Source organism: Stenotrophomonas sp. (assembly GCF_032099025.1).
Lineage (GTDB): Bacteria > Pseudomonadota > Gammaproteobacteria > Xanthomonadales > Xanthomonadaceae > Stenotrophomonas.
Genome location: NZ_DAMCID010000005.1, coordinates 20,671 through 42,436 on the forward strand (window position 1 = coordinate 20,671; position 21,766 = coordinate 42,436).

Here is a 21,766-nt window from a genome sequence, read left to right on the forward strand (position 1 = left end):
AACGATATCCACCAAGGTGAAGTAGAACCCATGGCAGACAATCATTACGACGCGATCGTCGTCGGCTCGGGAATCAGTGGCGGTTGGGCGGCGAAGGAACTGACCGAGAAAGGCCTCAAGGTCCTGATGCTGGAACGCGGGCGCAACATCGAGCACGTCAAGGACTACGTGAACGCGATGAAGGAGCCGTGGGATTTCCCGCACCGCAACCGGCCTACCCAGGCGATGAAGGCCGACTTTCCCGTGTTGATGCGCGACTACGGCCTGGTCGAAAACCTGCAGGGCATGTGGGCCGACGAAAAGGAATCGCCCTACACCGAGACCAAACGCTTCGACTGGTTCCGCGGGTATCACGTGGGCGGACGCTCGCTGATGTGGGGGCGGCAGAGCTATCGCCTGTCGGACCTGGATTTCCAGGCGAACCTGAAAGACGGCATCGCCACCGATTGGCCGATCCGCTACGCCGACATCGCGCCCTGGTACGACCACGTGGAGAAGTTCGCCGGCATCGCCGGCACGCGCGAGGGGCTGGATGTGCTGCCCGACGGCGAGTTCCTGCCGCCGATCCCGTTGAACATCGTCGAAAAGGACGTGGCCGCGCGGATCAAGAAGGCCTTCGGCGGCACGCGGCACATGATCCATTCGCGCACGGCGAACATTACCCAGCCCATGCCCGAGCAGGGCCGCGTCAACTGCCAGTATCGCAACAAGTGCATCCTGGGCTGTCCGTTCGGCGCCTATTTCTCCACCCAGTCGGCCACGCTGCCGGCGGCGATGAAAACGGGCAACCTGACGTTGCGGCCCTTCTCGATCGTCAAGGAAGTGCTGTACGACAAGGACCGCAAACGCGCGCGGGGCGTGGAGGTCATCGATGCCGAGACCGGGCAGACGTACACGTACACGGCCAAGGTCATCTTCCTCAACGCCTCCTCCTTCAACTCGTCCTGGCTGCTGATGAACTCGGCCACCGATGTCTGGGAAGGCGGGCTGGGCTCGTCGTCGGGCGAGCTGGGGCACAACGTGATGGACCATCATTTCGGCGCGGGTGCCTCCGGCCGCGTCGAGGGGTACGACGACAAGTACTACTTCGGTCGTCGTCCCTGCGGCTTCTACATTCCCCGTTTCCGCAACGTCGCTGCCGACAGACGTGGTTACACGCGCGGGTTCGGCTACCAGGGCGGCGCCAGCCGAAACGGGTGGTCGCGCGAGATCGCCGAGCTGAACATCGGTGCCGACCTGAAGGCCGCGCTGACCGTGCCGGGCGACTGGCGCATCGGCATGACCGGCTTCGGCGAAATGCTGCCGCACCACGACAATACGATCCGCCTGGACGCGGACCGCAAGGACAAATGGGGCTTGCCGGTGTTGGCGATGGATGTGGCCCTGCGCGAGAACGAAAAGGCCATGCGCAAGGATATGGCCGCCGATGCCGCCGAGATGCTGGAGGCCGCCGGCGTCAAGGACGTGGAGATGCACGACAACGACTACGCCCCGGGCAAGGGCATCCACGAAATGGGCACCGCGCGCATGGGCCGTGACCGCAGCAACTCCGTGCTGAACCAGCACAACCAGGTCTGGGATGCGCCCAACGTCTATGTGACCGACGGCGCGTGCATGACCTCCAGTGCCTGCGTGAATCCCTCGCTGACCTACATGGCGCTGACGGCACGGGCCGCCGACCATGCGGTGCGCGAACTGAAAGCGGGGAACCTCTGATGGACCGCCGCGACCTGTTGAAGATGATTGTTGCCGCCACGGGGGCGGCCATGGTCGGTCTGCCCGCGCTGGTCCACGGCCAAGCGCCGGCAGCGGGCGCGACAGCCGCCTTCTCCGCCGCCGGTATCGCCACACTGGACGAGATCGCCGAGACCATCCTGCCGCGGACCGCTACGGCAGGGGCGAAGGACGCCGGCGCCGGTGCGTTCATGGCGCGGTTCGTCAGCGATTGCTACACCGCCCCGCAGCAGGCGGCGTTCCACGCCGGCCTGGCCGATATCGACAAACGCGCGGGCGGCCGGTTCGTGTCGCTCACCGCGAACGACCGAACCGAACTGCTGCGCGCGTTGGATGCAGAAGCGCGTAAACGCGTGGGCGAGGTGAACGAGACCGGCACGGCCGAAGCGGGCGAAAAGATGCCGCACTACTTCACGATGATCAAGCAGCTGGCCATCTTCGGTTTCTTCACCTCGAAGGTCGGTGCGACCGAAGTACTGCAGTACGTCGCCGTGCCGGGGCGCTACGACGGCGACCTGGCCTATGTCCCCGGTACGCCCGCGTGGGCGACCAGCTGATGAGGAACACGATGATCAAGCCGATTCTGATGGTGGCGTGCGTGCTGGTCACGGCACCCGCGTTTGCACAGGCCGATGACCCCGCGCGCGATCCGACGAGAACCGAGGTGTGGAAGCCGGTGCCCGCAACCGTGGCCACGCCGTCCAACGGCGCGCCCTCCGACGCGATCGTGCTGTTCAACGGCAGGGATACCTCCGCCTGGGAGTCGGAGCAGGGCGGACCCGTACCCTGGAGCGCTGCCAAGGGGGTGCTGACGGTGGTGCCGGGCAGCAAGGGCATCCGTACCAAACAGGATTTCTGCGATATCCAGCTGCATGTCGAATGGCGCACGCCCACTGCGACCAAGGGCTTCGACGGCCAGCACCGCGGCAACAGCGGCATCTTCCTGCAGGAGCTGTATGAGCTGCAGGTGCTCGACAGTTACAACAACCCGACCTATGCCAACGGCCAGGCCGCATCGCTGTACAAGCAGGCCATCCCGCTGGTGAACGCTTCGCGTGCGCCGGGTGAGTGGCAGGCCTACGACATCATCTGGAAGGCCCCGCGTTTCTCGCAAGGCGGCGGACTTCTGTCACCCGCCCGCATCACCGTGCTGCACAACGGCGTGCTGGTGCAGGACGACACCGTCCTGTCGGGCAAGACCGAGTACATCGGCGCGCCTTCGTATGCGGCCCATGCGTGCGCGCCGCTGTACCTGCAGGAACACGATTCCAAGGTCAGCTACCGCAACATCTGGGTGCGCGAGCTGTAGCGCCGGCGCGAAGCCCCGGCGCCGGCATCCTATTTCGCCAGGTAACTGGCGAGATTGTCGATGTCCTGTGGCGACAGCTGGGAGAAGGGCGGCATCAACCCACCGCCCTTGCTGATCTTTTCCTTGATCTGCGCCGGTTGCAGCCGCTTGGCCACATCGGTGAGGGCGGGGAATGTCGGCGGAACGCCGGCCCGGTTGGCGCCGTGGCAGGCGATGCAGTGCGTTGCGTACAGCTGCGCGCCGGCGGCAGGGTCGTCCTTGGACCACGCCGGCGTGGCCAACGACGCTGCACCTAGAACCACAGCCATTGTCAGGATCGTTTTCAAGCAGGGCTCCTTCGCTGGCTAGCGCTGTGCACTGGCGGGCAGCTGGGCGGTCAGGTGGTGGCGCAGGTAGTCCGCGCCGGTCTTGATGACGGTGGCCGGATCACGCGGTTGGTCGTGCTCGACGATGTACCACTGCACGCCCGCTGCGGCAGCGGCTGGCAGGATCGCGTCCCAGTCCAGCACGCCCTGGCCGACAGCGGCGAAGCCGCCCTCGTCTTCGGCCTTGCCCTTGGGTGCATTGTCCTTGGCGTGCACCGCGAACACGTGGCCGCGGAATCTGCCCAGCATCATCACCGGGTCATGGCCCGCACGCGCCACCCAGGCCAGGTCCAGCTCGGTCTGCAGGTCGGGGCCGGCTGCAGCGAACAGCAGCTCCAGGCCGGTTTTGCCGTTGAAGTCGACCAGCTCGAAGTCATGGTTGTGGTAGGCCAGGTGCATACCCTGGGCGTTCGCCTGCGCCGCGATCCGGCCCAGTTCCTGGCCCAGTGCCGTCCAACCCGCGGCATCGGTCGGCCGGTCCTTCTCATCCAGGTAAGGCACCACCAGCGTGGTGTTGCCGATCGCGCGATTGAACGCCACCACCCCGTCCAGGTCGCTGCGCAGATCGGCCAGTTGCACGTGCGACGAAATGGCCCTGATCGAGTAGCGGTCCAGCAGCTGCTTGAGCTCGGCGGCGCTGACGTTCTGCGTGCCGACCGTTTCCACCGCGCCGACGCCGGCGTCGTGCACGATCTTCAACTGCTGGTCGAGCGTGCCGGCGTGGCGGAGCGTGTACATCTGCACCGCGATGGGCTGCCGTGCACCGGCGGGGTCGCCGGCGAAGGCGGGCAGGGCAGCGAGCAGCAGTGCGAGGGTCGTGGTCCTGCGTGTAGCGGCTTTCATCAACACATCCTCCCGGGATTCAAACAATGGCGGTCCAGGCGCGCGTCCTGGCCGATGTGATGACGCGGTCGACGATCAGCGCCGAGCGCACGCCGTCCTCGAAGGTGGGCAGCCCGTGTGGCCGCTCGCCTTCGATGGCGCGGTAGGTGTCGGCGACAAACGCCTCGAAACAATCGCCGTAGCCCTGCGCGTGCCCGGCGGGCAGCACCGACAGGCGGCGTTGTTCGGCACTGCCGGCGCCCGGTCCACGCACGAAGATTTCCTCACGCTGGTCGGGCAGGCCGATCCACAGCCGCTCGGAGTCCTCCTGGTTGAACGCCACGCTGGCCTTGGCGCCGTCGATCTCGAACCAGAGGCGATTGCGGCGTCCCGCCGAGACCTGGCTGACCGTCAAGGACGCCAGCGTACCGGCGCCGGTTCTGAACATCGCCGCGGCCACGTCCTCGCTCGATACCGCCTGCATCGCGCCGCCCGCCGCCGGCGTGGTGAAGCTCTGCCCGGTGAGGGTGCCGCGCTCGGCGATCACGGTGGCAAACGCGGCGCTGACCTCGACGAAGCGTTCGCCGCCGACCCATTCCACCAGGTCGCACCAGTGCGAGCCGATGTCGGCGAACACGCGTGACGCGCCACCCAATGCCGGGTCCACGCGCCAGTTGTTGCTGGCCGGGTCCAGCAGCCAGTCCTGCAGGTAGCTGCCGTGGATCAGGCGCAGCGGTCCCAGCTCGCCCTGCGCGATGCGCGCGCGCGCTTCGCGGATCACCGGGTGGTAGCGGTAGACGAAGGGCACGGTGGCGACCAGCCCGGCCGATGCGGCCAACGCCGCCAGTGCCTGGGCGTCTTCCAGGCTGGTCGCCAGCGGCTTCTCGCAGATCACGTGCTTGCCGGCTTCCAGCGCCGCCTGTGCCATGGCGCGGTGCAGATGGTTGGGCGTGCAGACGTGCACGACCTGCACCTGCGGGTCGGCGATCACTTCTTCAATGTCGCGATAGCCGCGCGGGACCCCCCACGACTGCGCGACCTCGCGCGCGCGCTGCGGGGACGAGGCAGCTACGCCACGGATGTGCGCACCGGCCAGCAGGGCCGCGCGACGGTGCACGGCGCCGATCATGCCGGTGCCGACGATGGCGATTCCGAGCGTGCGCATCGGGTGGGATCCTCAGGGCGTGGAGGGGGCGGTCGCGACGAGCGGCCGGTCGCGGAACAGCACCAGGAAGGCGATCAGCACCACCAGCGCGACGCCGGCCGGGAACAGCCAGATCTGCTGCCAGTCCGGACCCGCCGCCGTGGTGTAGTGCTCCACCACCGCGCCGGACAGGAACGTGCCGATCAACATGCCCACGCCGTAGGTGGCCAGGGTGATGAACCCCTGTGCGCTGCTGCGCGCGGCGGGGCCGGCATGCGCATCGGTGTAGATCTGGCCGGTGACGAAGAAGAAGTCGTAGCAGATGCCGTGCAGCACGATGCCGATCACCAGCAGGGAGAAGCCGCCACCGGCGTCGCCGAAGGCAAACATGACGTAGCGCACCACCCAGGCGGCCATGCCCACCGCCAGCATCGTCTTGACCCCCAGCCGCACGAACAGGAACGGCATGGCCAGCATCAGCAGCACTTCGGACACCTGGCCCAGCGACTGCAGGCCGGCCGCGCCGCGCACCCCCAGGTCGTTGAGATAGGGGTTGGTGAAGTTGTAATAGAACGCCAGCGGGATGCAGATGGCGATGGAGGCCAGGAAGAACACCAGGTACGAGCGCGACTTCAGCAGCCGCAGCGAATCCAGCCCCAGTACCTGCCCGAGTCCTGCGTCGCGCTGCTGCGCCAGCGGCGGCGTATGCGGCAGGGTGAAGGCATACAGGCCCAACGCCAGCGAGGCCAGCGCCGCCATCCGGAACGTCAGTTCGAGCGTATGTGCCTGTTCCCAGCCCAGCCAGCCGATCAGCACGCCGGCCACGATCCAGCCGACGCTGCCGGCCACGCGTACCGGTGGGAATTGTTTTTCAGGCGAATGCATGTGCCGCATCGCCACGCTGTTGGCCAGCGCCAGCGTCGGCATGAACAGCAGCATGTAGCCCATCACGCAGGCGAAGAACGTGTTGAAGTCCGTCGCCGTGGACGCCAGCCACATGAGCACCGCACCGGCCAGGTGCAGTACCGCCAGGATGCGCTGCGCGGCGAAGTAGCGATCGGCAACCAGGCCGACCAGGAAGGGCGCCACGATGGCGCCGATGGACTGGCTGAGGAACGCCGTGGCCACCTGGCTTGCGCTGGCCTGGAGCGGGCCCTGCACCAGGTACGTGCCCAGGGTCACGAACCATGCCCCCCAGATGAAGAACTGCAGAAACATCATCGCGCCCAAGCGCGACATGGTGTGCGTCATGGCTTGCCCTCCCAGGCGGTAATGGCTCAGATCCCCAGCATGTGGCGTAGTGCTTCCGGATCAGTGCCGCTGTCGGCAAAGTCGTCGAAGGCACGTTCGGTCACGCGGATGATGTGGTCGCGGATGAACGCGGCGCCCTCACGCGCGCCATCCTCCGGGTGCTTCAGGCAGCACTCCCATTCCAGCACCGCCCAGCCCGGGAAATCGTATTGCGCGAATTTTGAGAAGATTGCCTTGAAGTCGATCTGGCCGTCCCCGAGCGAACGGAACCGCCCCGGGCGATCAATCCAGTCCTGGTAGCCGCCATACACGCCACTGCTCGCACTGGCGCGATATTCCGCGTCCTTGACGTGGAAGATGCCGATGCGCGCGTGATACCGGTCGATGAAACCCAGGTAGTCGATGTGCTGCAGCAGCAGGTGGCTGGGGTCGTACAGGATGTTGGCGCGGGGGTGGTGGTCCACCACATCAAGGAAGCGCTCGAAGGTCGCGCCGTCGTGCAGGTCTTCGCCAGGGTGGATCTCGAAGCACAGGTCCACGCCGCAGGCGTCGAACGCATCCAGGATGGGGCGCCAGCGGCGGCCGAGTTCGTCGAAGGCTTCCTCCACCAGCCCCGGGGGGCGTTGCGGCCAGGGATAGAAGTAAGGCCAGGCCAGCGCGCCGGAGAACGTGGCATGCGCGGTCAACCCGAGGCGCTGGCTGGCCTTGGCGGCGAGCATCAACTGCTCCACGGCCCAGGCCTGGCGGGCGGCAGGATCGCCGCGCGTGTCCGGCGGTGCGAAGCCGTCGAACAGACTGTCGTAGGCGGGATGGACGGCGACGAGCTGCCCTTGCAGGTGCGTGGACAGCTCGGTGATCTGCAGGCCGTGTTCGGCCAGCATGCCGGTGATGTCGTCGCAGTACGCCTGACTGCGTGCAGCTTCGGCCAGATCTAACAGGTGGGGCGAGCTGGTGGGCACTTGCAGGCCAGAATAGCCCAGGCTCGACGCCCACGCGGCGAGGGAGTCGAGCCGATCAAATGGAGGCGTGTCGCCGATGAACTGCGCCAGGAACAGCGCCGGACCCTTGAGCGTCTTCAACGTGATTCACCCGGATGCAATCGATTGCATTACCCTAGCAGGGCCTTCAGAAAAACCTGTTGTGCACTGCACAGCGAAAAGAAGAACCTCAAAAACCATGGCCACCATCTACGACATCGCAAAGCACGTCGGCGTCTCCGCAGGCACGGTGTCGCGGGCGCTATCCCGGCCGGAGAAAGTCCTGCCGGCCACGCGCACGCGCATCGAGCAGGCCGCCGCCGCACTGGGCTATGTCCCCAATACGGTCGCCAGGACGCTCAAGACCCAGCGCAGCGGCAAGATCCTGGTCACCGTTCCGGACATCGCCAATCCGTTCTTCGCCCAGATCCTGCAGGGCGCGGAAGAAGCCGCGCAGGCCGCGGGCTACGCGGTCCTGCTGGGCGACACCCAGCACCGGCCCGAGCGCGAGGAGCGCTACGCGCAGATGCTCCGTCGCAACGAGGCCGACGGGCTGATCGTGCTGGGGCATCGCCTGCCGCCGACCGCGCGCGAGATCGTCCAGCAACTGGGCAACGACGCGCCTGTAGTCAACGGCTGCGAGTTCGACCCCGCGCTGGGCATTCCCAGCGTCCACATCGACAACGCGGCCGCCGCCCGCGCGGTGATGGAACACCTGCACGGGCTGGGCCATGAGCGGATCGCCGTGGTGGGTGGGCCGCCCGACAATCCGCTTCACCAGCAACGGTTGGAAGGCGTCCGTGCTGCCGGCAGGGCGCGCGGCCGTCTGCGCGGTTTGAGCGTCGCGCCGGGCGACTTTTCCGTGGAATCCGGCCATGCGGCCGGGATGGCGCTGTTGGCCGGCGCGGATGTGCCCACCGCGATCTTCTGCTTCAGCGACCAGATGGCGCTGGGCGTGTTGGCTGCCTGTCGGGACCTGGGCATCCGCGTGCCCGATGACCTGTCCATCGTCGGCTTCGACGACCTGTCGTCCTCCACCTACCTCACGCCCGCGTTGACGACCGTCAGGCAGCCCATGCGGGAGATCGGTGTCCGCGCGGTCAACCTGCTGCTCGCCATCATCGAAGGGGTGGATGTGCCGCTCCAGCAGACGCTGGATTTCAGTTTGATGGTGCGCGGTTCGACGGGCGCGCCGACGGTGCGGTAGTGCACGTGTCGAATCCATTTCTTTAGCCGACGCATGGCAAGCCTGATCGGCATGCTGGCAGCATTTGACTTCCTACACGCTGACGAAGGCGGCGGAAGCCGACCTGCGCGGCATCATCCGCTACACACGCAAGCAATGGGGCGACGAGCAGGTGCGCTGCTACATGGGTCCAAGCGCATGGCGCTTACGCGTGATGTTTTACGCATTCCCGGGCGTCTCGATCCCTTTGCAGCTGGCGTGCCGATCATCCGGCTCTGCAGGTGTGGCCTGACCGCATCAGCCATTTCTCCGCCCATGCGCCCACCGGCCCCAGCATCGGCAGGAACAGCGCCGAGATGGCCAGATTGAACGTCAGGTGGGCCAGGGCGACCGCCATGCCGGGGTCACCAACAGCCGCTGCCACCGCGCGCGCGAATGGCACGAGGAACGGCAGCAGGATCAGCATGCCGACGGCATTGAACAGCAGGTTGACCACTGCGGTGACGCGTGCAATCGGGCCCATCGCGGCGCTGGCGATCAAGGCCGTGGAGCATGAGCCGACGTTGGCCCCTATCACCATGGCAATGGCGGCCTCCACTGGCAGCATTCCCTGCTGCACCAGCACGATCGCCACGCCGCTGGTGACGCTGCTGGACTGGACAAGGGCGGTGATGGTCATGCCAACCAGCACCTGGAGCCACGGGTCGGCCGCTGCCGCCAGCCATGCGGCGACCCACGGCTGTTCGCGCAGGGGGTGAAGCTGCGCGGTCATCAGCTGCAGCGCGAACAGGATGAGCCCGAGCTGGAACAGCAGCCTGCCCGCGGTGCGGACCCGCAGGGGCAGCACTGCCATCACGGCCCCCAGCACGATAAGGACGGGGCCAAGCCCGCTCAGCTGGAACGAGACCAGCCATGCCGTGGCGGTGGTGCCCACGTTCGCGCCCAGCAGCACGGCCAGGCTGGCCCGGAACGACAGCAGCGAGGCATTCACCAGCGCAACGGTCAAGGCCGTGATCGCGCTGCTTGACTGCACCACGGCGGTCGCAACTGCGCCGACGGCAAACCCCTTCCAGCGGTTGGCCGTCAGCCGTTGCAGCCACGCGCGCATGAGCGGCTCCCCACAGGACTGCAGCTCCCGCGTGAAGCCTTGCAGCCCATGCAGAAAGAGGACCACGGTAGCCAGAATGGGCAGGACGGCTGACAGAGCGCTCATGCAGGGCTCATGGGGGCGATCCGGCCATGCTGGGGCAGGTGTTGCAAAGATTGCCAGTCGCGGCTGGAAGTACAACGTTCCTGCCCACTTTTGCGGGCCTAATGCGTCAGCGTTGCCGGGGCGCCGCGCCGCCTGACCCGGTGCTGACGGTACTATGGTGCGAATGACCAAGGGGGGGGCGCGCAATGGATGACGTGCGAATGGACGTGGTCGCAATGAGAAAGTGGAACGCGATCTGGCGACAGGCCGCGGCATTCCTGATCGTGCTGGCGTTGGTGCTGGCGGCGGCGTCTGCCTTCCACATCGCGCCCTCGGTTGGGAGCCAGCCTGCGTTTACGTCCAGCGACATGGTCTGGACTCTCTGCGGAATGTGGTTCGCGCTTGCGGGCGGCCTGGTGTCGAGACGGTATGGATTCGCCATCGCCGTGGGCGCGCTGTACCTCGGGCTGACGTGTCTGGCGGCGTATTTCCTTCAGAGGTACATGCAGCTGAGCATCGTCGACCTGTTGCGGGTCAATGCCCTAAGTACGTCGGTGTCGATTCTGGCCGGCATGGTCGGCGCCTGTGCCGGCGTCTTCATTCGTCGCCTGAAGCCGGGCAGGCGCCCCGCGTAGGGGGGGCGGCAACTCAGTACGGGTATGCCTTCCCGCACGCCAGCACATGGTTGTAGTCGTCGGACATGCACTGGTAGAACGCGCGCTTGTTGCCGTCCGCGGCTTCGCAGTCGGCCACGGTCAGCTGCGGCAGCAACGCGCGCAGCGGCACGGCGGCGGTGTTGAACTGCTCGGCCTTCATGTAACCGCCCCTGACGTTCTTTTCGCCAACGTCCAGCATGGTTTCCACGCCGTAGCGGGCGTTCTCCACCGCTTTCAGGCAGTCGAGGTCCACCTTGTCAGCGCGTACCTCCAGCAGGGCCTGCGCGATCTCCTCGGCGTCACGCTGGGCGTTGGCGCGCACCGCCGCGTCATCGGTGGCAGCGTCCTGCGCGGTCCCCGCCAGCGGCGTAGCGGCTGACAGGACGAACAGCATGGCGACAGCCGCGGTGCGTGGCATCGGATCAGGCCTCTTCTTCCTGCACGAACTTGCTGGCCGGCACCACTGCATGGATGTCGGTGCCCACGGCGGCCAGCAGCTCCTCGCAGTGCGCGGGGTCCCACAGGTCGAATACTTCGGCCTCCCAGTTGACGCCCGGCTGGGCAGGTTCATGCGCGACGACCATACCGTCTTCGGCGTACATGGCGTGGTCGTCGGTCACCACCGCGCGGGCGTGCAGCTTGCCGAGCACCTCGAACATGTTGTCGTTGTACGAGCCGTACACGAAGCCCTCGGCCACGCAGTCGCCGCCAACAATGAACCAGGCTTCCGAGCCCACGTGCGTGCAGCGCAGGTCGCCCATCACCGCCACCTTGCCGGTGTCGCGCAGCACGCCGTTGACGGTGAGGTTGCCGGTGACCAGCAGGATCGACGGCGGCTGCAGGTCGCCGTCCACGATCAGGTTGCCGTGGTGGAGGATCGCATTGGTAGCGCCTTGGTAAAGCGTACCGATATCGGCCGCGTCCACGCGCAGGTCCTGCGCGGGCAGGTGCGTGCGCAGCACCTGGCCGAACGCGTACAGCGTGCTGGCGAAGCTGCCCTGCAGGAACTCGACCAGCGTATCGATATCCGCAGCGTCGCTGCCGACCTCGGCCAGGTCGTCCAGCTGCGGGCACGGGCAGCACGGAAACTCCGGCAGGCCAGCGGGGATCCAACCGTTGGCGGGAATCAGGCTGGGGTCGATCTGCATGATGCGGTGTCCTTGAAGTGTAAGCGGCTCGTTCCTGAGCAGAGCCGGCAGGGTGCGGGGTCAGCCTTGGATGATATCGCAGTTATCTGGTTGCAGCCCGCGTATTCGCGGTGCGGTGGGGCGCAGTGGCCTCCCGATGCTGCGCGTTCTCCGTATCAAGGAAGACAAGGCGGATCCGATTGCGACGGCACCGCACGGTGCCGCCGTAGGCCAGGGTGCGACCTGACAGCCGGTCGATCGCCAGGGCACAGGCGGCGTCCGACAACCGGTACCGCGGATCAAGCACCGCAACCACGACAAGAATGCCCTCACGGCCTCTGAAACGCCCACAACGCGCGCTGACGCGCAGCTGCCCGGACGCGTGCTGCAGCAGAAGCGATACCGCTTCGGTCAGCGTCCGGTACGTGGCCAGTTGCAGCGCGACCGTCAGTCGGCACGGATCGCCCATCAACCGGGGTTGGACCATGCGTTCAGTGTTCGACCATGCCTCGCTGATGCCGCCAACCTGCAATGCCAGGTACAGGCCCACATGTTCCAGTGCGGTGGGGTAGACCATGCTGGCCTGTTCGCGGAACCGGCGTGAGTACAGGCTGGAGGCACCGATCAGGTTGCTGGCAATGGCGTGGTGGCCTTGCCGCTTGAGCCAGTCGGCGGTTTCGCTCAGGTAGGTATCAATGCCGTCGCCGATCCGGTTGATGTCCAGGGCGCGCTGCCGGAGATCCATTTCGCCAGCCATGTGTGATGTCTTCGCCAATGATGCTGCTCGGTTGCCATCGAACGCGTGCGCCTTGTACTGGTGGTAATGGTTGCTGATGGTTGAGCCAAGTGCCAGCAGTGCCGCGCTCGCGACTGCAAGAATCTGCTGAATGGTGAAGGTTGCAGAATCGAATGACCAAGGTAGGTCAGTGGTTGGCATCGTGAGGCCGATGATCAGATTCAACAGGGGGACGGATAGCGCGGCGCCACGCCACCCGAACATGCAGGTAGCAACGATGGCCGGAAGCGATGCGAGGAACTGCAGTGTGGTTCTGATTGTCGCGTGATCTGACGCAATCTGCGTCGAGTAGACGCCAAGCAACAACATCAGCGAGAGACATGCGCCGCTCGGAACGAGAAACCTGACTCCCCAATCTGCGTGGGTGCTTCGCCGCAACCACAGCAGAGCGAGCGGCGCCACGATCAGGATGCCGATGAAGTCGCCGAGGACATAACGTGCTGCTCTGGAGAGCAATGGGACGCTGGGCGGAACGGGCCACAGCAGTTGGGACATGCCCACGTTCAGTGCCGTAATGACGATGGCGGCGACTGCGGCTACCGATAGCAGCCAGGCATCTGCCGTGCGATCCATCATCTTGCTATGCAGTTTGACAATCAAAATCACGGCTGGCATCAGAAGCACCGAGCCAAGGACAACCCAGCCAAATCCATGGGTTTGAATCATCGGAAAACGGATGTGGGCGAAGTATGCGTACTCTCCGATGAGCAGGTAGGGCCAGAGCCGTGCCGGGCAAACCAGGAGCGCAGCAACCCTGATGCCTGCCCCCAGATAGAATTGATCGACTGATATCTGTCGGGCTGCCCAGCATGCCAGTGCATAGAGAGCAGCAATCAACAACCCGTCCAGATAGATGCGCATCTTCAGCTGAAGGCCGTTCTTCCACCAGTGCAGTAGCACGTTACCTCTCCTGTTCAGTGCATGACGGCAGCAACGGTGTGATGTCGGCACGTCGATGCGGAGGAGGGTATCGGCGGTGGTTCACGCGGACAATTGGGCTGATGAACTTTCAGAATCTGTTGAATTCTCGGCTGCAGAGGAGACTTTGACGCCTATCACTTCAAGAGCTGGACGTGCTGCCGAACTGTGGGTAGAACGCGTCTTATTTGGTCCTTTTCTGCATGGGTGGAGCATCGCGTCATGTGGCGAGAATGGCGCTCTTTGGCCGGGCTGATCACGCGTGTTTCGCAGCTTCACAGGGTGGTTTGAGCAGTGGGTGCCTGGATGACGGTGGGGCTGCAGCTTCCACATGAGGCACTGCGTCTCTTTTAGGACGCTGTTCAACGCGTCAGCGCGCAGAGGTCGCTACAGTCACCCCGACGATTATCTTGAATCTGGAGGTTGGCGTGCGCCTTGTACAGTATTGTGTTGCGGCTTCTGCAGCGATGCTGGCAGCGATGCCTGTCGCGGGATTCGGCGCGGAACAGGTGGATGGTCCGATCAAGGGCTATTGCTGCCCGGGCGGCGACCACGGGATGGAGCTTAATGCAACCGGTTTGGGTCAATCACATCCGTTCGCTGCTGACCTGAGCCTGGATCCAGCTTGGCGGGTCTACGGGTTCAAGCGCGAAGGCGTTGAATATTTCCAGGTGAACGATCTTGCGGGGAAGGTGCAGCTGGTTGTCGGTGGTCTGGACGGCCTGTTCTGGGCGTTGCCTGCCGGCGAGACATCGAGCCCGCTGATGCTGCCCCCGCAGCAGATTTCGGTGCAGGACGCCGCCGTGCGTTCCGAGCTGTATCGGCATCCTGCGTTCTCGCTCGTGCGGTATGGAGTGGGCGACAACGCGGTTTGGGCGGTTGAGGTGCCCAGCACCGGACATTGAGTGTCCGGTGCGTTCGTGGACGGCCGCTCTGGCGCAGCTGGAGCGACCTTCCGCGCGATGCTGTCGCAGTGCTTGGCCGCGCGATCAGCGCGTATTACCCGCCGCCACACCACTGCCCTCGGCCGCGGTGGCGTTGACCGCGCGCCACCACGGTGTGCCCGCATGTGGTGCGGCCAGGTCCAGGCGTTCGCCCATCACCGGCGTGGACAGCGCGATGCTGCGTTGTGCGGTCAGCGCGCTGACCCGCTCGAACGGTTCTTCCCAGCGGTGCATGGCCAGGTCGAAAGTGCCGTTGTGGATCGGCACCAGCCACGTGCCACGCAGGTCCTGGTGCGCCTGTACGGTCTGTTCGGGCTGCATGTGCACGAACGGCCACTTGGCGTCGTACGCACCGGTTTCGATGAAGGTGACATCGAACGGACCGTAGCGTTCGCCGATGCGCTTGAAGCCATTGAAGTAGCCGGTGTCGCCGCTGAAGAACACGCGCAGGTCATCGTCAAGAATCACCCACGAGGCCCACAACGTGCGGTCGCCATCGCGCAGGCCACGGCCGGAGAAATGCTGGGCCGGGGTGGCGGCGAAGCGCACGCCATCCACCTCGGTTTCGTCCCACCAGTCCAGCTGGCGCACGCGTTCGCGCGGCACGCCCCAGTCGATCAGGCGGTCGCCTACGCCCAGCGGGGCGAGGAACACCTGCGCGCGCGTGGCCAGGTATTTGATGGTGGCGCGGTCCAGATGGTCGTAGTGGTCATGCGAGAGCAGCACGCCACGAATGGGCGGCAGGTCCTGCAGCGCGATCGGCGGGGCGTGGAAGCGCTTCGGGCCCATCCACTGCACCGGCGAGGCGCGTTCGGAGAACACCGGGTCGGTCAGCCACCAGCCGCCACGCAGTTTGATCAGCAGGGTGGAATGGCCCAGCCGATACACGCTGCGGTCCGGCGCGGCGGCCAGCGCCTGCGCGGTGAGCGAACGTACCGGCGGCACCTGCGGCGGGGTGGTGCCCTGCGGGCGGTTGAACAGGAACTCCCAGAAAATCTTGGCCATGCTGCCCAGCGTGTCCTTGGGCTTGGGCGTGGCATTGGTGAACTGGTCGTCGGCGCGCTGCGGTGAGGTTTCGTAAGAGGCGATAGGCACGGTAAGGGTCATCCCGATGAGCACGGTGAGGGAGAAGGCGACAGCGAGTACAGGCAGGATGCGCATGCGTCTCCTTGGAATACGCGGTAGATGAGTGCGCACGCACTCATTAATTAAAAGAAAGAAATCAACGTTGAATGCCCTTCCAGAACAGGTCGAAACCGGCCTGCTGCAGGGCATCGCGTTGGTCGGGCTGGGCGGCCATGGCTTCCAGTGTGGTTTCGAGCAGGGTGATCAGTACACGACCGAGATAGAACGGAATGCGGTCGGGGTCGATGTGGCGGGCAAGGCTGGCTTCCAGGGTCTGCAGCGTGGTGCCGAACAGACCGGCGCAATGGCTGCGGGTGCACTCGGTGATGCGCTCGGATACCTTCAGCTGGCGCAGTGCCATCCGGTCGACCGGGTGCGCGGCGCCCCAGACCAGCAGCGCGCTCCAGACATGCCGAAGCTGTTCCTGGACATCGGCGCCAGCGGGGAAGCTGCCGCCCACCGCCAATGCGAGACGCTCCTCGAGCCGCACGAACAGCGCGTTGAGCAGCGCGTCCTTGGTCTCGAAATAGGTGAACACCGTCCCCTCGGCGACCTTGGCTGCCTTGGCGATCTGCGCCGTGGACGCACCCACACCCTGCGTCGCCACCAGCTGGGCGGCGGCGTCGAGGATCGCGGTACGTTTTGCGTCGCTGAGCGGGCGGGCCATCGGACTAGTTAGCTGAGTGGTTGCTCATTTATAGGCCCGGCGCGGCCCCGGCGCAAGCGCTGCACAGCGGCGAGCGGGTCACCGTTCAGCCGGAAGGGCCCGCGCCGGCATTTGAAAACCCGGCCGTGCCGATCTATAAGGCGGAACGTCCTGCTGGGAATCGCCGTGGCCACGACCAAGACTTCGCGTACCACCCGATCCGCCGCCAAGGGGACGAACGCCACCGCGTCAGGCCAACGCCTGCTGGCCGGCGGCAATCCGCAGATCCCCAAAGGCGAGGGCGACGGGCCGGTGCAGGCGTGGATCGCCGCGGTGCCGGGCTGGAAGCAGGCGGCGGCGCGCCAGCTGGATGCGCTGATCGTGGCGGCGGTGCCGGGCGTGCACAAGGCGGTGAAGTGGAACTCGCCGCTCTACGCCGCCGGCGAAGACGGCTGGTTCCTCAGCCTGCATTGCTATGCGCGCTACATCAAGGTGGCGTTCTTCCGCGGCGCGGCGTTGACGCCTGCGCCGCCGGAGCCCTCCAAGAGCAAGGACACCCGCTACCTGCATGTGGTGGAAGACGCGCCACTGGACGAGGCGCAGTTCACCCGCTGGGTGAAGCAGGCCAGCCGTCTTCCCGGCGAGCGCATGTAGCGCTACGTCCCTCGCAACCCAGATTTCCATCGCTACGCGGTGGCACCGCCCGCCGACTTCGGCAAAGATGGTGCGCTGCACGATCGCCACCGGCGACCGTGCATCCCCATCGAAACTGGAATTGCCTGTGCTGAGTGTTGTTGGAGTGGTGCTTGCGTTGTACGTGGTCTGGCGGCTGATCTGGCCGCTTCGGATGCCGGTGTCGGTACGCGGCCCGCTGGGTCTGCTGGTGCTGTCACTGGCCCTGCACCACCGGATCGTGGCGCGGTTCGCCGGCACGATGGCCTCGCCCGAGATTCCCAAGGCTGCCATTGCGGTGCTGGCCAGCGGTTTCACCGCGCTGCTGCTGGTGGCGGTGTTCCTGCTGCTGCTGGATGCGCTGCTGCTCGGCGCGCGCCTGCTGCGGCTCCCGCGTGTGGCCGACGGATTGCGTCGCGGCTGGCTGCGCCCGGTCGCCGGCGTGCTGGCGCTGATACTGGGGGTGTATGGCGTGCAGCAGGGCATGGCCGTGCCACAGGTCCGCCAGATCGACGTGGCCATCGACGGCCTGCCGGCCGCGTTCGACGGCTACCGGGTGTTGCAGCTCACCGACATCCACGCCAGCCGCCTGCTCACCGGCGACTGGGTGACTGACGTGGTCGCTGAAAGCAACGCGCTGAAGCCGGACCTGGTGGTGATCACCGGCGATCTGGTGGACGGCAGCGTGAGTGCCCGCGCCAATGATGTGCGCGCGCTGGGCGAGCTGCAGGCACCGGATGGCGTCATCGCGATCACCGGCAACCATGAGTACTACGCCCAGTATGCGCAGTGGATGCAGGCGTTCCGCGGGCTGGGCATGCAGGTGCTGGAGAACAGCCACACGCAGGTCACCCGCGACGGCGCGGCGCTGACCATTGCCGGCGTCACCGACCCGGTGGCCGCACGCTACGGCCTGCCGATGCCGGACCTGAAGGCGGCGCTGGCCGGCGCCGATCTGCAGGCGCCGGTGATCCTGCTCGATCACCGACCCGGCGCCGCAGCGGCCAATGCCGCGCAGGGCGTGAAGCTGCAGCTCTCTGGGCACACCCACGGCGGCCACATCGTTGGCATGGACCAGCTGGTCAAGCGCGCGAACGGTGGCTATGTGTCCGGGCGCTATGACGTGGACGGCATGACGCTGTATGTCAGCAACGGCGCCGGGCTGTGGCCGGGCTTCGCCGCGCGCATTGGCGTGCCGTCGGAGATCACGCTGATCACGTTGCGCCGTCGGTGAGGTGTGCGGACTAACAGTCCGCACCTACTGGTCCGCACCTACCGGTCCAGATCTGTACGTCCGCATCCGGTCCGCGTTTTCAAGCGGCGCGTTCAGGCCAGCGCCGTCTCAGGCCGGTTGGTGGCCTGCACCAGCTCGGGTGCCAGCGCGTGCGCGACGGCCATGCGCAGCATCGCCGGGCTGATATGGCTGCGGTGCACGTGGTCGATGGCGGCCATGTAGAAGCGACCGAAACGGTTATGGGTGCGCACCCGCGTGCCCAGCGCGATCACCGCTGCGCCATTCTCCAGTAACTGCACGCGGACGCAGGAGCGGAAGCGCAGGTGGCGGTCGTCGGCGCCCAGCAGCACTTCGGCGCTGCGGTCGGTGGCATCCACCCGCTGCGCGTGGACCGGGAAGCGCCCGGCGAACAACGTGCTGCGGTCGTTCGACAACAGCGACGACACGGGGCAGCCCAATGGGGACGTACGCAGCCGCAGCGGTGCCACCAGCACGTTGCGCAGCGCCATCATCCGGCCCACGCTCGGCGGCGGGTTCTGCACGAAGCCTTCCAGCACCGCTTCCAGCATCGCACTGGCCGAGTGGCTGGCCGCGAGGTGCGGCGGCAGGGTCAGGGTGTTGTAGTCCTGGTGGTCGATACCTTCGGCCAGCGCCTGCTGCAGCAGCGAATCGGCCGGTGCATCGCGCTGCGCCTGCACCGGGTGGCGCGCCGCGCTGCGCCCGATGTAACCGTGCGCCGGCCGCAGCCGCGCCAGCCGCACCCGCAGCGCACCCACCAGGTCGCGGGTGTGCGCGCACAGGCCCGCCAGTGCCGAACGCGCCGGTGACTGCAGCGACAGGCTGACCACCGGCAGGCGCGACAGATCGGTCTTCGCCAGCAGGTCCTGCAGTACCGGCGGCAGCGTATCGGTCAGCGAGGGGATGTCCGCGCTGTCGGCGTCGATCCGCGCGCGCTGTTCGGCGGTCAATGCCCCGCTGCGTTCGTCGGCATGGCACGACAGGGCAAACAGCGCGGGATGGCGTGGGTGGCGCGAGACGAACTGGTGCCAGGTGCCGCTGCCGAAGCGCACGGTGAACAGGCAATCCGGCGGAATGTCGACGCAGCGCAGTGCATGCACGAAGGCGGCCGGGTCGCGCTGCAGTTGTGCGTCGGAGGCGGTGGAGAAGCGCAGCTGCGCACCACCGCTGCCGGCGATGGCGGTGAACATGCGCGGCCCCGCATGGCGATGGAACGGATGGCCCTGGCGGCCCACCGAGAACGAATACAGCGAGGAGGCGTCGCCGTGGGCCAGGTGCATGCCGCCCAGCCGCGCCGACGGCTCGTCCAGCGCGTCGACGAAGGCCGGGTGGGCCGCCTGGCGGATGCCGGCGTCGCGCAGCAGCTGGTCGCCCGCACCGATTCCCAGCTGGGTGATCAGCGCCACTTCCACCGGAGCGCCGTCGCCATGCGACGGCAGGCTGATGCTGGGGAACGAACGACTCACGCGGTGGGTGTCCAGCATGCCGGTCTCCTTGTGGCAGGGCGCAGGGCTCAGGTGGCAGGGGTGGGCTTGCGCTTGGCGCGGGCGCGGCTTTCGCGCTGCAGCGGCCCGCCGACCGGGCAGACCTCGGCGGCCCAGGCGAACAGGGTGTTGGTCAACCGGTCCGGTACCTGGCGGAAATACACGAACTGGCCGCGCTTCTCGCGCTCGATCAGCCCGGCGTCCTCGAGGATGCGCAGGTGGCTGGACAGCGCCGGCTTGCTGAAGTCGAAGCGCTCGCCGAGCTCGCCGGCGCTGAGTTCGCCGCCGTTGAGGTAGGCCAGGATCTGGCGGCGGGCGGTGGAGGCGAGGGCTTCGAAGATGCGGTCCATGATCCATCAGTTAACTAATTCGTTAACTGATGGTGTTCCCCAGCCGGCACGCTGTCAAGTCCCCCGCATGCCGCCACCGTCACCGTCACGTCATCTGCAGCGCTTACCTTGCGCGCACTTCAGGGGTGGGGCGGCAGAGTGGCCGAGCAGGCAAGAGGGCGGCTGGCGCGGATGTTCGTGGAACACGCGCCGGTGCTTCGGGGGTTCTTCGTGCGCCGGGGGGCGCGACAGGACGCCGAGGACCTGGTGCAGGAGACGTATCTGCGTCTGCTGCGTGCGCATGAGGGACCGGGCGAGTCGATCGCCAACCCGGAGGCGTATCTGTTCACCGTGGCGCTGAACCTGGCGCGTGAGCAGGCCAGCCGCAGGCACTGGGCGACCCTGCCCATCGAGGACATCGAACAGCTGGGCCAGGGCCTGGCCAGCGGGGAATGCGTGGAAGATGCCGCCGAACGCGAACAACGCAGCCAGCGCCTGCAGGCACTGCTGGCCACGCTGCCCGAACATACGCGTGCGGTGCTGGTCATGCAGTACCGCGACGGGCTGAGCTACAAGCAGATCGCCGAGCGCCTGGGTGTCTCGTCGCACATGGTCAAGAAGCACGTGGTGCGCGGTCTTTCGGTGTGTCGCCGGGCGATGGCCGATGTGGCGGAAGCGCGATGAGCGCACCTTCCCTGCACCCTTCGGCATTGACCCACGCCGCGGCCCACTGGCATGCAGTGCAACGCCAGGGCGACGTGTCGCCGGCACAGCAGCGCGCCTTCATGGACTGGCTGCTGGTGTCGCCCGACCACCTGCGCGAGTACCTGGCGATCAGCGAGGTCGCCGGTGCGCTGGGCGATGCGCTGCGCACGATGCCGATCGATCTGGACGCATTGCTTGCGGCACCGGCACCCGGCAGCGTGTCCGACAACGTGGTGGCTTTGCCATTGCGCCGTACCGGGACAGCCAACGCGACGCCGACGCCCCGCCCGCGCCGACGGCTGCCGGGCATGGCGGTGGCGGCGGCGCTGCTGCTCGCGGTGGGCATCGCTGCCCCGCTGGCATGGCCGCAGACCACCCACTACGTGGCCGCACACGGCGCGCCACGCCAGATCCTGTTGTCTGACCACAGCGTGGTGCATCTCAACGCCGCCAGCGAACTGTCGGTGCGGATGAGCCTGTTCGATCGCCGGGTGGAACTGGAACGTGGCCAGGCCAGCTTCGTGGTCGCCGCCGACCGGCGTCCGTTCGCGGTGCATGCCGGCGGTCTGCAGGTCACCGATATCGGCACCACCTTCGATGTCTCGCTGCTGCGCGAGCAGGCCCGCATCGCCGTGAGCGAAGGGCGCGTGCAGGTACGCGGCGACAGCGGGCGCGGGCGCCTGCTGGCCGATCTGTCGGCCGGCAAGGTTGCGCAGGTGGACTACCGCGACCAGCGCGTGCAGCTGCGCGACGAGGATGCCGCCAGCATGACCGCGTGGTGGCAGGGCCGCATCGTGTTCCGCGACGAGCCGTTGCGCGATGTGGCCGACCGCTTCAACCGCAGCAATGCGGTGCGCCTGCAGATCAGTGACGAGGCCGGTGCGCTTCGCCTCACCGGCAACCTGCATGGCGGTGACCTGGGATCGCTGCGCGCGTTCCTGGACCAGCAGCCGACCCTGCAGACGCAGGAGCAGGCAGATGGCATCCATGTGCGCATGCGCGTGGAGGCGGAAGGCGCTGTCAAAAAAAATTCATCGAAATAGCGGTGCCCGATCCGCGCGCTGCGCCCTCGTAGTAGGGGAATGCAGGAACACACCTGTTCCGCGACCGCCGCCATTCCCTCACTGGATAC

The 21,766-nt window shown here is 66.6% G+C and carries 23 protein-coding genes and 1 pseudogene; 11 read left to right on the top strand and 13 right to left on the bottom strand.

Annotation, left to right across the window (positions count from 1 at the left end; translation table 11 throughout):
• Positions 1–30 precede the first annotated feature (30 nt).
• The 3 genes from RT456_RS05110 to RT456_RS05120 are packed head-to-tail and all read left to right on the top strand — an operon-like array spanning position 31 to position 3,043.
• Positions 31–1,716, top strand: a complete 1,686-nt coding sequence (locus RT456_RS05110; RefSeq protein WP_313343394.1) for a GMC family oxidoreductase — start codon at positions 31–33, stop codon at positions 1,714–1,716.
• The gene (locus tag RT456_RS05115; protein ID WP_313343397.1) at positions 1,716–2,291 is read left to right on the top strand and encodes a gluconate 2-dehydrogenase subunit 3 family protein; all 576 of its coding nucleotides are present in this window, start codon (positions 1,716–1,718) and stop codon (positions 2,289–2,291) included. The genes RT456_RS05110 and RT456_RS05115 overlap by 1 nt, the downstream gene beginning before the upstream one ends.
• An 11-nt stretch (positions 2,292–2,302) precedes the next feature.
• Positions 2,303–3,043 carry a DUF1080 domain-containing protein gene (locus RT456_RS05120; protein WP_313343399.1) on the top strand — a complete coding sequence of 247 codons (741 nt, stop codon included), beginning with the start codon at positions 2,303–2,305 and terminating at the stop codon, positions 3,041–3,043.
• 29 nt (positions 3,044–3,072) lie between these two features.
• Here the strand turns inward: RT456_RS05120 and RT456_RS05125 are convergent, their stop codons facing one another.
• From RT456_RS05125 to RT456_RS05145, 5 genes are read right to left on the bottom strand one after another with little or no spacing between them, the layout of a single operon-like run.
• Positions 3,073–3,351, bottom strand: a complete 279-nt coding sequence (locus RT456_RS05125) for a cytochrome c (RefSeq protein WP_313343402.1) — start codon at positions 3,349–3,351, stop codon at positions 3,073–3,075.
• Between the two features lie 36 nt (positions 3,352–3,387).
• Positions 3,388–4,251, bottom strand: coding sequence for a sugar phosphate isomerase/epimerase (locus RT456_RS05130; protein WP_313343405.1), 864 nt, complete (start codon positions 4,249–4,251; stop codon positions 3,388–3,390).
• 19 nt (positions 4,252–4,270) lie between these two features.
• Positions 4,271–5,395, bottom strand: a complete 1,125-nt coding sequence (locus RT456_RS05135) for a Gfo/Idh/MocA family oxidoreductase (RefSeq protein ID WP_313343407.1) — start codon at positions 5,393–5,395, stop codon at positions 4,271–4,273.
• A 12-nt stretch (positions 5,396–5,407) separates the two neighbouring features.
• On the bottom strand, positions 5,408–6,625 hold the full coding sequence (locus RT456_RS05140) for a nucleoside permease (protein WP_313343410.1): 1,218 nt from the start codon (positions 6,623–6,625) through the stop codon (positions 5,408–5,410).
• Between the two features lie 26 nt (positions 6,626–6,651).
• The gene (locus tag RT456_RS05145) at positions 6,652–7,704 is read right to left on the bottom strand and encodes a sugar phosphate isomerase/epimerase family protein (RefSeq protein ID WP_313343413.1); all 1,053 of its coding nucleotides are present in this window, start codon (positions 7,702–7,704) and stop codon (positions 6,652–6,654) included.
• 97 nt (positions 7,705–7,801) lie between these two features.
• Here RT456_RS05145 and RT456_RS05150 point away from each other — a divergent pair, with 97 nt between their 5' ends.
• Both RT456_RS05150 and RT456_RS05155 read left to right on the top strand, forming a co-directional pair.
• A complete protein-coding gene (locus RT456_RS05150) occupies positions 7,802–8,809 on the top strand; it encodes a LacI family DNA-binding transcriptional regulator (protein ID WP_313343416.1) in 1,008 nt (335 codons plus the stop codon).
• 64 nt (positions 8,810–8,873) lie between these two features.
• Positions 8,874–8,975 (top strand): annotated as a pseudogene (locus RT456_RS05155) (type II toxin-antitoxin system RelE/ParE family toxin); the annotation flags it as partial.
• Positions 8,976–9,053: 78 nt separating this feature from the next.
• Here the strand turns inward: RT456_RS05155 and RT456_RS05160 are convergent.
• Positions 9,054–10,001, bottom strand: coding sequence for a Na/Pi symporter (locus RT456_RS05160; RefSeq protein ID WP_313343419.1), 948 nt, complete (start codon positions 9,999–10,001; stop codon positions 9,054–9,056).
• 200 nt (positions 10,002–10,201) lie between these two features.
• Between RT456_RS05160 and RT456_RS05165 the strand changes: the two genes are divergently transcribed.
• Entirely contained in the window at positions 10,202–10,615 is a 414-nt protein-coding gene (locus RT456_RS05165; RefSeq protein WP_313343422.1) for a hypothetical protein, read from the top strand.
• Between the two features lie 13 nt (positions 10,616–10,628).
• Here the strand turns inward: RT456_RS05165 and RT456_RS05170 are convergent, their stop codons facing one another.
• The 3 genes from RT456_RS05170 to RT456_RS05180 all read right to left on the bottom strand — a co-directional run bounded on the left by RT456_RS05170 (position 10,629) and on the right by RT456_RS05180 (position 13,459).
• A complete protein-coding gene (locus RT456_RS05170) occupies positions 10,629–11,030 on the bottom strand; it encodes a hypothetical protein (protein WP_313343425.1) in 402 nt (133 codons plus the stop codon).
• Between the two features lie 28 nt (positions 11,031–11,058).
• The gene (locus RT456_RS05175; protein ID WP_313343428.1) at positions 11,059–11,784 is read right to left on the bottom strand and encodes a hypothetical protein; all 726 of its coding nucleotides are present in this window, start codon (positions 11,782–11,784) and stop codon (positions 11,059–11,061) included.
• Between the two features lie 82 nt (positions 11,785–11,866).
• Positions 11,867–13,459: an MASE1 domain-containing protein gene (locus tag RT456_RS05180; RefSeq protein WP_313343429.1), complete on the bottom strand. Its 1,593-nt coding sequence runs from the start codon at positions 13,457–13,459 to the stop codon at positions 11,867–11,869.
• A gap of 446 nt (positions 13,460–13,905) precedes the next feature.
• Between RT456_RS05180 and RT456_RS05185 the strand changes: the two genes are divergently transcribed.
• The gene (locus tag RT456_RS05185; RefSeq protein WP_313343430.1) at positions 13,906–14,382 is read left to right on the top strand and encodes a hypothetical protein; all 477 of its coding nucleotides are present in this window, start codon (positions 13,906–13,908) and stop codon (positions 14,380–14,382) included.
• 84 nt (positions 14,383–14,466) lie between these two features.
• Here the strand turns inward: RT456_RS05185 and RT456_RS05190 are convergent, their stop codons facing one another.
• Both RT456_RS05190 and RT456_RS05195 read right to left on the bottom strand, forming a co-directional pair.
• Complete coding sequence (locus RT456_RS05190) at positions 14,467–15,528, bottom strand: MBL fold metallo-hydrolase (RefSeq protein ID WP_313343750.1); 1,062 nt, start codon at positions 15,526–15,528, stop codon at positions 14,467–14,469.
• 115 nt (positions 15,529–15,643) lie between these two features.
• Positions 15,644–16,213, bottom strand: a complete 570-nt coding sequence (locus RT456_RS05195; protein ID WP_313343432.1) for a TetR/AcrR family transcriptional regulator — start codon at positions 16,211–16,213, stop codon at positions 15,644–15,646.
• 165 nt (positions 16,214–16,378) lie between these two features.
• Here RT456_RS05195 and RT456_RS05200 point away from each other — a divergent pair, with 165 nt between their 5' ends.
• Positions 16,379–16,846 (top strand): DUF1801 domain-containing protein, encoded by a 468-nt coding sequence (locus RT456_RS05200; protein ID WP_313343434.1) that lies wholly within the window; start codon positions 16,379–16,381, stop codon positions 16,844–16,846.
• A gap of 127 nt (positions 16,847–16,973) precedes the next feature.
• Positions 16,974–18,098, top strand: a complete 1,125-nt coding sequence (locus RT456_RS05205; RefSeq protein ID WP_313343437.1) for a metallophosphoesterase — start codon at positions 16,974–16,976, stop codon at positions 18,096–18,098.
• 92 nt (positions 18,099–18,190) lie between these two features.
• Here RT456_RS05205 and RT456_RS05210 read toward each other — a convergent pair whose 3' ends face one another.
• Both RT456_RS05210 and RT456_RS05215 read right to left on the bottom strand, forming a co-directional pair.
• Positions 18,191–19,600: a DUF2867 domain-containing protein gene (locus RT456_RS05210; protein ID WP_313343440.1), complete on the bottom strand. Its 1,410-nt coding sequence runs from the start codon at positions 19,598–19,600 to the stop codon at positions 18,191–18,193.
• 29 nt (positions 19,601–19,629) lie between these two features.
• A complete protein-coding gene (locus tag RT456_RS05215) occupies positions 19,630–19,950 on the bottom strand; it encodes a metalloregulator ArsR/SmtB family transcription factor (RefSeq protein WP_313343443.1) in 321 nt (106 codons plus the stop codon).
• 171 nt (positions 19,951–20,121) lie between these two features.
• On the opposite strand from RT456_RS05215, the gene RT456_RS05220 reads away from it, so the two are divergent.
• Complete coding sequence (locus RT456_RS05220) at positions 20,122–20,613, top strand: sigma-70 family RNA polymerase sigma factor (protein WP_313343753.1); 492 nt, start codon at positions 20,122–20,124, stop codon at positions 20,611–20,613.
• Positions 20,610–21,677, top strand: coding sequence for a FecR domain-containing protein (locus tag RT456_RS05225; RefSeq protein WP_313343446.1), 1,068 nt, complete (start codon positions 20,610–20,612; stop codon positions 21,675–21,677). The genes RT456_RS05220 and RT456_RS05225 overlap by 4 nt, the downstream gene beginning before the upstream one ends.
• Positions 21,678–21,766 lie beyond the last annotated feature (89 nt).